This is a genomic window from Streptomyces sp. JLBG701 (assembly GCF_058544905.1).
Map to the genome: position 1 here is coordinate 9,044,991 of NZ_CM178588.1, position 11,623 is coordinate 9,056,613.

The window sequence follows — 11,623 nt, forward strand, 5'->3', positions numbered from 1 at the left end:
CGCCTCACTGGGCGTAGAACGTGGCGTCCCCCTGAGCGGTCGTCGTGCTCGGAGTCTGCACGTACAGCAGGTAGTTGTAGTGCCGGATGTAGCGGCCCGCGTTGTTGTACGACTCGTAGGAGATCCCCGCCGAGTCCGCGAGCCCGGGCCGCTGGTAGAACGTGGCGTCCGACGCGAACTGCGTCGTGCCGTCGTTCTTCTCCAGCCAGACCTCGTAGTTCTTGTGCCGCAGGTAGTAGCCGGGGTAGTTGGCCGATTCCAGGGAGACCGTGCCGCTGCCCGCCAGGCCCGTGACGACACGAAACTGCGAGTCGGCGAGGGTCGTCACGTTCGTGTCGATCCTGGCCCGGAAGGCGTAGTGGCGGATGAAACGGTCCGGGTAGTTGTACGACGAGAAGCGCTTCGGCGTGACCCCGTCGGCCACCGGGATACCGAAGTTGGGGGTGCCGTCCGCGTTCCAGTACAGCTTCTGCACGCGGGTGCGGCGGTTGGGGTCGTTGAGCGGGTCGCCGGTGATGTCCTTGTAGTTGCGGTCGTGGTAGACGAGGACGTCGCTCTTGCCGTCCTCGGACACGGTGAAGGAGTTGTGGCCGGGACCGTACTGGCCGGTCGAGGCGTTCGACGTGAACACCGGCGTCGAACTCTTCGACCAGGAAGCCGGGTTGGTCAGGTCGGCCGTCGCGGAGGCGGTCAGCAGACCCAGGCAGTAGTTGGCGTCGGTCGCGCTCGCCGAGTACGACATGAAGACCTTGCCGCCGTGCTCGATGACCGCGGGACCCTCGTTGACCTTGTAGCCGATCGTCTCCCAGGACAGCGTCGGCTGCGAGATCTCCGCCGGAGTGCCTTGAATCGTCCAGGGGTTGGCCATCTTCGCGATGAACAGGCTGGTGTTGTTGTCCTCGGCCGGGTTGCGCTGCGCCCAGGCGAGGTAGCGGACGCCGCCCACGACGAAGGTGGTCGAGTCGAGCGAGAAGCTCTCCCAGGCCGTGGTGATCTGGCCCTTCTCGGTCCAGGTCGCGGTGAGCGGGTTGGCGCCGGTGCCCTCAAGGACGTACATCCGGATCGCCCACACGTCACTCGTGGATCCGGCGGCGAAGTAGACGTACCACCTGCCGTCGATGAAGTGGATCTCCGGTGCCCAGATGTGGGCGCCCATGACGCCGCTGCTGTGCTTGGTCCAGATCGTCGTCTCGGCGGCGGTCGACAGGCCCTGGATGGTCGTCGCCCGGCGCAGGACGATGCGGTCGTACGCGGGGACGGTCGCGGTGAAGTAGTAGTAGCCGTCGGTGTGTTTGAAGATGTGCGGGTCGGCGCGCTGTTCGGCGATGGGGTTGGTGTAGGTCACGGCGGGGGATTCGGGGACGGCCGCGTGGGCGGCGGGGGCGTTGAGGGAGGCCGCCAGGGCGATGAGCGCGGCCATGAGCAGCCGTAGGGCGATGCGTCTCAAGGGACTTCTCCAAGTGCGGGGTGGGGGAAGGCCGTTCAGGTGGTCGGGACGAGGCGCCACTGCTGGCAGGTGTTGCTCAGCCAGGTCCACTGGCGTACGTCGGCCCCGTCGGCGGTCGAGCAGTTCGCGACGTCGGCGACCTTGCCGCTGTTCTCGTTGACGATCCGGACGTAGTCGCCGCTCGCCGTGAACACCAGGCGGGAGCGCTGGCACTTGTTGTTGAGCCAGGACCACTGGCGGATGTCGGCGCCGTCGGCGGTCGAGCAGTCGGCGGTGTCCAGGACGCCGCCGGTGGCCACGTTCACCAGCCGGTTGGTGTCGTCGCCGAGGTCCTCGACCTTCCACTTCTGGTTGGTGCCGCCGTTGCAGGTCCACTGGGCGATGTCGGTCCCGTTGGCGGTCGAACCGCCCGCCACGTCCAGGCACTTGCCGCTGTTGCGGTTGACGAGGGTGTACGACGTCGGGGTCGTCGCCGTCTCTCCGGACGGGCCGGGGAGTGACGTACCGAGTGCGACCGGGGTGCCGAAGTTCGGGGTGCCGTCCGCGTTCCAGGTGAACTCCTGGGCGCGGGTGGTCCGTCCGTTGCCGCAGCCGCCGCTCGACGAGGAGTTGGCGTGGTAGACGATCCAGTTCTCCGTGCCGTCCGGTGATGTGAAGAAGCCGTTGTGGCCGGGACCGTAGACGCTGTTGGTGTCACTGCGCTGGAAGACCGGGGTCGACTTCTTCGTCCAGGACGCCCGGCTGAGCGGGTCCGAGCCGGTCAACTCCAGTTGGCCCAGCTTGTAGTCGGCGGTCTGGCAGGAGCTCGCGGAGTACGTGAGGAAGGTCCGGCCGTTGTGGTAGAGCGGCTCGGGGCCCTCGTTGACGGGCGCGCCGGACTGCTCCCAGCTCAGCGTCGGGCTGGAGATGACGGTGAACGTGCTGCTCGCGAGGGTGTACGGATTGCTCAGCGGCGCGATGACCAGGCTCTGCGTGCCGCCCGCGACGAAACCGCTGCCGACGAGATACAGGCTGCCGTTGTGCTCCAGCACGCTGGAGTCGATCAGCCAGCCGCTCGGGGTCAGGTTGGATCCGGTGAGCGAGCCCTTGTAGGTGTAGGGGCCCAGCGGATCGGTGCCGGCGCTCTCCAGGACGTGCGTGCGCTGGGAGTCGCAGCAGGCGACCCCGCTCTGGCCGGCGGAGTAGTAGACGTACCAGTGGCCGTTGAAGAGATGGATCTCCGGCGCCCAGAAGTTGGTGTTGCGGGTGGATGTGGTGTCCGACCACACCTGAACGTTGGGCGCGGTGGCGAGCCCGGCCAGCGTCGGCGATTTCCGCATGCCGAGGATGCCGGTGAAGGTCGTGGTGATCAGGTAGTAGTTGCCTTCGTAGTACTCCAGCCAGGGGTCGGCGCCCTTGTACGACTTGAGCGGGTTGGTATACGGCCGACCGTCGGCCGCGGCGGCCGGCTGGGTCGCCGCCACCAGGGCGAGCAGTAGTGCGAGCACGCAGACGAGCAGCGGTCTGCTGCGCTTCGCGTGATGGGTCCGAGGCATACGAGACCGTCCCTGTCCGTAATTTCGAACATAGTTCGTAACTTCGGTCAGAAGGTAGGGGTGCGGCATGCCCCCGTCAACGGTTTGGTCACGTGCTCTTTACGGCGGGCGTACCGCGGGCGAACGTCCCGGGGATGCGGGTCTAGACTGCATACATGTCGAAGGTCTTGAATAAACTTCCAGTCGGTGAGCGGGTCGGAATCGCGTTCTCCGGCGGTTTGGACACCTCTGTCGCAGTGGCGTGGATGCGGGAGCGCGGCGCCATTCCTTATGCCTATACAGCCGACATCGGTCAGTACGACGAGCCGGACCTGTCGGCAGTGCCCGAGCGCGGCCGTGCCTACGGCGCCGAGCAGGCCCGCCTCATCGACTGCCGCGAGGCGCTGGTGGAGGAGGGCCTGGCCGCGCTGGCGTGCGGCGCCTTCCACATCCGGTCCGCGGGGCAGACGTACTTCAACACCACCCCGCTCGGCCGCGCCGTCACGGGCACCCTGCTGGTGCGCGCCATGCGCGAGGACGGCGTCGACATCTGGGGCGACGGGTCCACGTACAAGGGCAACGACATCGAGCGGTTCTACCGCTACGGGCTGCTCGCCAACCCCGCCCTGCGGATCTACAAGCCCTGGCTCGACCGGGAGTTCGTCGAGGAGCTCGGCGGCCGGCACGAGATGTCCGTCTGGCTCTCGGAGCGCGACCTGCCCTACCGCGACTCGGCGGAGAAGGCCTACTCCACCGACGCCAACATCTGGGGCGCCACCCACGAGGCCAAGCGCCTCGAATACCTCGACACCTCGCTGGAGATCGTCTCCCCGATCATGGGCGTCGCCTTCTGGGACCCCGAGGTCGAGATCGCCACCGAGGACGTCACGGTCGAGTTCGAGAACGGCCGCCCGGTGAAGATCAACGGGCGCGGGTTCGCGAGCGCCGTCGAACTGGTCCAGGAGGCCAACGCCATCGGCGGCCGGCACGGGCTCGGCATGTCCGACCAGATCGAGAACCGCATCATCGAGGCCAAGAGCCGCGGCGTCTACGAGGCCCCCGGCATGGCGCTGCTGCACATCGCCTACGAGCGGCTCCTCAACGCCATCCACAACGAGGACACGGTCGCCCAGTACCACACCGAGGGACGCCGGCTCGGGCGGCTCCTGTACGAGGGCCGCTGGTTCGACCCCCAGGCGCTGATGCTCCGCGAGGGTCTGCAGCGCTGGGTCGGCCACCCGGTCTCCGGCAGTGTCACCCTGCGGCTGCGCCGCGGCCAGGACTACTCGCTCCTGGACACCACCGGCCCCCACCTCAGCTACCACCCCGAGAAGCTGTCCATGGAGCGCAGCCTGGACCAGGCGTTCGTCCCGGACGACCGTATCGGCCAGCTGACCATGCGAAACCTCGACATCGCCGACTCGCGCACCAAGCTGGAGCTGTACGCCTCCTACGGCCACCTCACGGCCTGGAACGGCCTCATCGGCGAACTGCCCCCGGGCGGCGCCGAGGCGATTGCCGCCGGCGGTGACGAGAGTGTGCCGGTGGGGTCCGATGCGCTCGACCATGCGGCGATTGAGTCCGGCACGGACTAGCGTTCCGCTGGGTCTGTGGGTTGTTCACCGCGGGCCGGTGGGGGGCTGGTCGCGCCCCGCGGCGGAGCCGCTAATAGATACAGCCCCGCGCCCCTTTCGGGGCGCTGTAGTGCGCCGGGGTTCAGCAGTGGCCCGGCAGGGTGACCGTGAAGCATGCTCCGCCCTCCGGGGCGGGCCCCCGGGCAGTGATGGTGCCGCCCAGCCGGGTGGTCAGGCGGTGGGCGATGGCCAGGCCCAGGCCGGTGCCGACGGGGCGGACGCCGCGGTAGCGGTCGGTGAGGGTGCCGCGTTCGAAGGCGACCGCGGCGTCCTCCTCCGTGAGACCGGGGCCGCCGTCGCGGACCTCAAGGCGGGCGCCGGTGCCGTCGAGGCGCAGGGCCAGTACGAGGGGTTTGCCGGCCGGGGTGACCCGCAGCGCGTTCTCGGCCAGGCCGTCGATGAGTTGACGTACCCGGAAGCCGTCGGTGGTGACCGGCAGCGGGTGCCCGGGGCGCTCGACGCGGAAGTCGACGTCGTGCCGGGCACAGTGGGCCGACCAGGCGGTCGCGGCCTCGGCGACCAGCGCGTCCAGGTCGACCTCGGTGATGTCGAGCCGGAAGTCGTCGGCCTCCAGGCGGGCCAGGGCGAGCAGGTCGCCCACGAACCGCTCCAGCCGCTGGATCTCGGTGCGCAGGATACGGCCGGCCTCGGGCACCTCGTCGCCGGTGATCACCTCGTCGGCGAGGGCCTCGGCATATCCCCGCGCGGTGGTCAGCGGGGTGCGGATCTCGTGGGAGACGGACATCAGGAAGTCCCGCTGCCGGTTCTCGCTGCGGGCCAGCGCCGTGTCCAGGGAGTTGAGCGCGGCGGCGAGTTCGGCCACCTCGACGGGCCCCTCCGCCGGTACGCGCAGGCCGCGCTCGCCCTCGGACAGCCGGTGCGCGGTGCGGGCCGCCGAGGTGAGCGGCTGTGCCAGGCGCCGGGCCAGCAGCGCGCCGGCCAGCGCGGAGCCGGTCAGGCCGAGGACCAGCGGCAGCACCAGGCCGCCGCGCATCCGGTCGGTGGCCTCGTCGACGGAGCTCATCGGCTGGGCGAGGACCAGCCCCCCGCCGTCGCGCGTCGGAACCCCCTCGACCAGCACGCTGCGCCCGTCGAGGGTCCCGGACGCCGACAGTTCGTCCCCCGCGAGCAGCGTCCCGCGCCGCCCGGCGTCCACGACCGGCGCCGCCGGTCCCACCACCGCGCCGGAGGGCCGGACCAGGGCGAGCGCGGTGCCGCTCGGCCCCGCGATCCGCTGCTCGCGGCCCAGCAGGGTGGAGGCCAGGGCCGGGGTCTTCGCCAACACCTCGGCCTGGCGGGCGAGTTGCTCGCGCTCCTGCGCCTCGGCGTTCGTACGGATCATCCGCCAGGCGAACAGCCCGGTCAGTACCACGGCCACCGCGGCCACAGCCGTGGTGAGCAGGACGATGTTCCCGGCCAGGGAGCCGCGGCGGCCCGGGGACGTCATCGGACGGTGTCGGTGACGCTGTAACCGACCCCGCGGACGGTACGGATCGGACTGGCCTCGCCGAGTTTCGACCGCAGTTGGGAGATGTAGACGTCCATCACGCGCGTGTCCCGGTACCCGGCGTAACCCCACACCTGCGCGAGCAGCTGATCCCGGGAGAACACCTGACCGGGGTGGCGCATGAGGTGGGCCAGCAGGTTGAACTCGGTGGTCGTCAGCTCCACCGGACGGTCGTCGACGTGCAGCGTGCGGCGGCCGGTGTCCAGCGTCAGCCGGCCCACCCTGCGCACCGGATCGCGCCGCGGGCCCGCGGCACGGCGCAGCAGGCTTCTGACCCGGGCGACGAGTTCATGCGGCGAGAACGGCTTGGTGAGGTAGTCGTCGGCGCCGAGCTCCAGTCCGAGGATGCGGTCGGCCACCTCGTCCCGCGCGGTCACGAACACCACGGGAGTCCAGTCGCCCTCCTCCCGCATCCGACGGCAGACCTCCACGCCGTCCATGCCGGGCAGCGCGATGTCCAGTACGACCGCCACCGGGCGCATCCTGCGGACGGCGGCCAGCGCCCCGTGCCCGTCGCTCTCGACATGGACACCGAAGCCCTCGCGGGTCAGGTAGCGCCGCTCAAGGTCGGCGATGTGCGGCTCGTCCTCGACGATCAGGACGAGGCCCTTGGTCTCCGGCATGCCCTCGATGCTAGTCAGCGCCATCGCCGCGGACCTCGGCCGCAGCCGATCCTTACAGTGCCCGAACACTCGCCGAACCTCCCGCTCGTACGGCCTCGGCACGCTGAGTCCGAGACCGAGCAACGGGAGGACTTCGTGAACAGCATCGTCACCGCCGTGTCCCGCCGGACCCGGACGACCGCGCTGGCCGTCGCCACCGCCGCGGCCGTCACCGGGTTGGTGTGGGCGGCCTCTTCCGGCACGACCAGTGCCACCTCGCCGACTTCCGCCACCGCGGACACCTCGCTGGTCCTGCTCGCCGACACGGACCCCATGGCCCTCGGCGACTCCGGCACCGACCCGCGCCCCCTGCCCGGCTGGGTGCCGCCGGAACTCCGTGCCGACCTGGGTGAACTGCGCACCATGGAGCCCGAGCAGCGCGGCGAGGCGGCGGCACGGATCTGGCGGGACGCGCTCGCCGGTGAGTACGGGACCGGGGTGCGGATCAGGGCCGCGGAAGCCCAACGCCGTTACCAGGCGCTCCCCGAGGAGCTGCGCGACGACATCGCGGACCTGCGCGGACTCGACTCCGACGAACGGCGGGACGAACTCCAGGAGATCCGCGACAAGGCCCTGGACGGCGCGTACGGCGACCAGGTGCGGTGGTGGGCCGAACGCCGCGCAGACGCGTGGAAGCAGGACTGAGCGTGGCACCCCGGCCCGCCCGGGCACATCCGCTGCGGCGGGCCGCGCTACCCGTCGCCGCCACCCTGCTCGTCGTACTGTCCCCGGCGTCGGCGGCCGCCGACGGCACCGATCCGCTGCGCGCGCGGCAGTACGGGCTGGAGCTGAGCGGCCTGGCCGCCGCGGCCGAGTCCGGGGCCCGGGCGGCCGGCACGGTCGTCGCCGTGGTCGACACCGGCGTCGACCTCGACCATCCCGACCTCGTCGGACGCATGGTCCCCGGCCGGGACTTCGTCGACGGTGACCTGGTGCCGGACGACGAGAACGGCCACGGCACCCATGTCGCCGGGATCATCGCCGCCACCTCCGGCAACGGCGTCGGCATCGCAGGCGGCGCCCCCGGCGCGAAGATCATGCCGGTCCGGGTACTCGGTGCCGACGGGACCGGCGACACCGAGGTGATCGCCGAGGCCGTCCGCTGGGCCGCCGACCACGGCGCCGACGTGATCAACCTGTCCCTCGACGACACCGGGCCCGCCGACCGGCTGCGCAAGGGCGGACCACTGTCCCTCGCATTGCGCTACGCCGCTGACCGGGCCGTGGTGGTCGCCGCGGCCGGCAACGCCGGGCACGCCGAGCGGCTGTACCGGGCCGGGGTGCTGGCCGTCGTCGTCCAGGCGGTGGGCCGGGACGGACAACCCACGCCGTTCACCAACTACGGCGACCCGCGAGCCGTCGCCGCACCCGGCGTCGACATCGTATCCACCGTCCCCGGCGGCTACGCCCCCAAGTCCGGCACCTCCATGGCCGCCCCTCATGTGGCCGCCGAAGCCGCCCTGTTGATCGCCGCGGGCGCCGACCCAGCCACGACGCGCGACCTCATCGCCTCGACCGCCCACGCGACGGACGACCCTCTCCTCGGCGCCGGACTGGTCGACGCGGACGCGGCGCTGGCGGCACTCGGCCCGACGCGACAGGCCACCGATTCGGACACCCCGGCCGCCGCCGTGCCGGACACGCCCACCGCCACCACCACTGACATGCCCACCGTCACTGACATCGGGACCCCCACCACCGACTCGGGAGGAGCGGCGCTCCTAGGCCTGAGCCTCGCCACGGCCGCGGGGCTGCTCACCGTAGTGGCGCTGCTTCTGCGGCGCACCCGCCCCAGGCACCACTGACCCGACCGAACCAGAAGGACCAGGAACGGCATGCCCCCCTCTTCTCCGGAAATCCCTCCCGAACCGGCCCTCACCGCCGGACGCCTGCACCGCCTCGGCCGCCGTTGCGCACGACGCCCGTGGTGGGTGCTCGGTGCCTGGCTGCTGGTGCTGTTGGCCGCCGTCGCCGCCGACCGGACCTGGGGCGGCACGTACGAGGACGACTTCTCCCTGCCCGGCACCTCCGTGCAGACCGGTGCCGATCTGCTGGACGCGCACGGTTCGAAAGAAGTCCGCGGCACCGCCTCGCAGATCGTGCTGCACTCCGGCAGCGGGCCGCTCGACGCCCACCGGGACACCGTCGACGAGGCCGTAGCCGCACTCGGGAAGCTGCCCGATGTGATCTCGGTGGCCGACCCGCTCACCACACCCGGCGCGGTCGCCGCCGACGGCACCACCGGCATCGTGACCGTCCGCTTCACGGAGAACCCGGTCAGGTTCGAGAAGTCCTACCTCGACGGCGTCGACGACGCCGTGCACGGACTGCGCGTGGACGGTGTCGAGGTCGAATACAGCGGCCCGCTCGGCCAGTTGGCGCGCCCCGAGGCGGCCCACCGGCTGTCGGAGGCGATCGGCATCGCTACCGCCGTGCTCGTCCTGCTGGCCGGGTTCGGCAGCCTGGCTGCCGCCGGACTCCCGCTGCTGACCGCCGTACTCGGCCTGCTCTGCGGCATCTCCGTGCTCGGCCTGCTGGCCGGCGTCCTCACCTTCGGCACCGCGGCACCGACCCTGGCCACGATGATGGGCTTGGGCGTGGGCATCGACTACGCGCTGTTCCTGATCACCCGTCACCGACGCCTGCTGCGCGACCTCGGTGATCCGGTGGAGACCGCGGGCCGGGCCATGGCCACCAGCGGCCGGGCGGTGATCGTCGCCGCGGCGACCGTGGCCCTCGCACTGGCCGGCCTGTACGCGTCGGGCGTCGGCTTCATCGGCACCCTCGGTGTCGCGGCCGGTCTGACCGTCCTGGTGTCCGCCCTCGCCGCGCTGACGCTGACCCCCGCCCTCCTGGGCATCGCCGGCCGCCGCATCGACCGCTGGCGCGTCCGCCCACCGGTCGACGAACCGACCGGCACCGCCGACACCTGGCACCGCTGGGCCGCCACCGTCGGCCGCCGACCATGGTTGTTCCTCGTCGCCGGCGTCCTGGTTCTGGGCGTGCTCGCCGTGCCCACCGCCGCCATGCGCCTGGGCCACGTCGACGCGGGTGCGGGACCCGCCGACTACACCGACCGCCAGGCCTACGACCTGGTCTCCGACGGCTTCGGCCCCGGTACCAACGGCCAGTTCACGATCGTCGCCGACCTGGACCGGGCCGCCCCGACCGCGGAACTCTCCGCCTCCCTGCACGACGCCCTGGCCGCGACGCCCGGTGTCGCCAAGGTGTCCACGCCCGTCGCCACCGACGACCGGGCCCTGCTCATCGCCACCGTCACTCCCGACACCGGACCGGAGGAGCAGGCCACCTCCGACCTGATGCACCGCCTGCGGGACGACACCCTCCCGGACGCCCTCGCCGCCTCCGGTGCGCAGGGTTACGTCACCGGCGTGACGGCCGCCCAACTCACCTTCCGCGACGTGGTGGTGGAGCGGCTGCCCGTCATCATCGCGGTCGTCGTCGCCGCGGCCTTCCTGCTCCTGCTCACGGTCTTCCGCAGCCTCCTCGTCGCCCTGAAGGCGGCCCTGCTGAACCTGCTGTCCATCGGCGCGGCCTACGGAGTCGTCGTCGCTGTCTTCCAATGGGGCTGGGGCGGCTCCCTGTTCGGCGTGTCCGAGCCCGTACCCGTCGAGTCGTACGTGCCGATGATGATGTTCGCCATCGTGTTCGGCCTCTCCATGGACTACGAGGTCTTCCTCCTCTCCCGTATCCGGGAGTCCTGGCTGCATACGAAGGACAACCACCTCAGTGTGGCCACCGGACTGGCCGGTACCGCCCGCGTCATCACGTGTGCCGCCCTCATCATGACCAGCGTCTTCCTCGCCTTCCTGCTCTCCACCAACGTGGTGATCAAGATGCTGGCGCTGGGTCTGGGCGTGAGCGTCGTCATCGACGCCACGGTCGTCCGGCTCGTCCTGGTGCCCGCGTCCATGTACCTGCTCGGCCGGGCCAACTGGTGGCTGCCCCGATGGCTGGACCGGCTCCTGCCCCACCTCGATCCCGAAGGCCCGACCGCTGCCGCCCCCGGACAGCCGGAGGCAGCCGTCACGCGCGTCACCTCGGGAGAACGGGCATGATCCGTCACCGGTTCAGGAGGTTGTCCAGGCGGTACCGCGTCGCCTCTCTGGCCGCCGTCGCCGTGGCCGCCCTGCTGGCCACGGCCGGCTTCGCCGAACTCGCCGCCCGCGGCCTGATGCACCACCGTATCGCCGCCGCGGCCGGGCGGGCCCTGGGGCAGGACAGCGAGGTCCACGTCTACGGCGGACCGGCGCTGCTCGACCTGTTCGACCGCCACCTCGACGCCGTGACCATCACCGGCGACCACGCCACCCTGGGCCGTATCCCCGACGTGTCCGTACAGGCCCGCCTGGATGACATACGTCTGACCGGCGACGCCTCCGGCACGGTCGACCGCACCCATGCGGACGTGGAGGTCCCCGCCGGGTCCCTGCGGAGCATGGCCGCCGGAGCGGGCGGACGGCTCCCGGTCACGGCCGTAAGCCTTGACGACGAGGCCGACACCGTCACCTTCGCCTTCGGCCGGGGCGGCGTCGGACAGGCCACCGTGCGGCCCCAACTCCAGGACGGACGTGTGACGTTGCGTATCGAGGACGCCGCGGTTCTGGGCAGCCCGGCCCCCGCCGCACTGGTCGACCGGATCCAGGACGGGCTGTCCGACGGCACCGGCGCGGACTACCCCCTCGGCCTGCGGGCCACCTCCCTCGACATCACGTCGACCGGCCTCGACATCGCCCTCGACGGGGGCCGAACCCGGCTCCCGGCCGGGGGCAAGGGGTGAGGTGAGCGAGGCGAGCGTCCGCTGGGTGGTCGCACCCGGACGACCCGGACGGCGGGGG

General features: G+C 71.3%; 9 protein-coding genes. 5 read left to right on the forward strand and 4 right to left on the reverse strand.

Annotation, left to right across the window (positions count from 1 at the left end; genetic code table 11):
* Positions 1 to 4: 4 nt before the first annotated feature.
* Together AC5DRG_RS41475 and AC5DRG_RS41480 are read right to left on the reverse strand one after the other, a co-directional pair.
* A complete protein-coding gene (locus tag AC5DRG_RS41475) occupies positions 5 to 1,420 on the reverse strand; it encodes a family 43 glycosylhydrolase (protein WP_491813294.1) in 1,416 nt (471 codons plus the stop codon).
* Between the two features lie 62 nt (positions 1,421 to 1,482).
* A complete protein-coding gene (locus AC5DRG_RS41480; RefSeq protein ID WP_491805013.1) occupies positions 1,483 to 2,982 on the reverse strand; it encodes a family 43 glycosylhydrolase in 1,500 nt (499 codons plus the stop codon).
* Between the two features lie 155 nt (positions 2,983 to 3,137).
* Between AC5DRG_RS41480 and argG the strand changes: the two genes are divergently transcribed.
* Positions 3,138 to 4,556 (forward strand): argininosuccinate synthase, encoded by a 1,419-nt coding sequence (argG, locus tag AC5DRG_RS41485; protein WP_491805014.1) that lies wholly within the window; start codon positions 3,138 to 3,140, stop codon positions 4,554 to 4,556.
* A 121-nt stretch (positions 4,557 to 4,677) separates the two neighbouring features.
* On the opposite strand, the gene AC5DRG_RS41490 is transcribed toward argG, so the two are convergent.
* Positions 4,678 to 6,042, reverse strand: a complete 1,365-nt coding sequence (locus AC5DRG_RS41490) for a sensor histidine kinase (protein WP_491805015.1) — start codon at positions 6,040 to 6,042, stop codon at positions 4,678 to 4,680.
* A complete protein-coding gene (locus AC5DRG_RS41495; RefSeq protein ID WP_491805016.1) occupies positions 6,039 to 6,749 on the reverse strand; it encodes a response regulator transcription factor in 711 nt (236 codons plus the stop codon). The genes AC5DRG_RS41490 and AC5DRG_RS41495 overlap by 4 nt, the downstream gene beginning before the upstream one ends.
* 111 nt (positions 6,750 to 6,860) lie before the next feature.
* Between AC5DRG_RS41495 and AC5DRG_RS41500 the strand changes: the two genes are divergently transcribed.
* From AC5DRG_RS41500 to AC5DRG_RS41515, 4 genes are read left to right on the forward strand one after another with little or no spacing between them, the layout of a single operon-like run.
* Positions 6,861 to 7,409 carry a hypothetical protein gene (locus AC5DRG_RS41500; protein ID WP_491805017.1) on the forward strand — a complete coding sequence of 183 codons (549 nt, stop codon included), beginning with the start codon at positions 6,861 to 6,863 and terminating at the stop codon, positions 7,407 to 7,409.
* Between the two features lie 2 nt (positions 7,410 to 7,411).
* Positions 7,412 to 8,569, forward strand: a complete 1,158-nt coding sequence (locus tag AC5DRG_RS41505; RefSeq protein WP_491805018.1) for a S8 family serine peptidase — start codon at positions 7,412 to 7,414, stop codon at positions 8,567 to 8,569.
* Positions 8,570 to 8,599: 30 nt separating this feature from the next.
* The gene (locus AC5DRG_RS41510) at positions 8,600 to 10,843 is read left to right on the forward strand and encodes an MMPL family transporter (RefSeq protein WP_491805019.1); all 2,244 of its coding nucleotides are present in this window, start codon (positions 8,600 to 8,602) and stop codon (positions 10,841 to 10,843) included.
* On the forward strand, positions 10,840 to 11,565 hold the full coding sequence (locus AC5DRG_RS41515) for an LmeA family phospholipid-binding protein (RefSeq protein ID WP_491805020.1): 726 nt from the start codon (positions 10,840 to 10,842) through the stop codon (positions 11,563 to 11,565). Before AC5DRG_RS41510 ends, AC5DRG_RS41515 begins: the two co-directional genes overlap by 4 nt.
* The last annotated feature ends 58 nt before the right edge of the window (positions 11,566 to 11,623 follow it).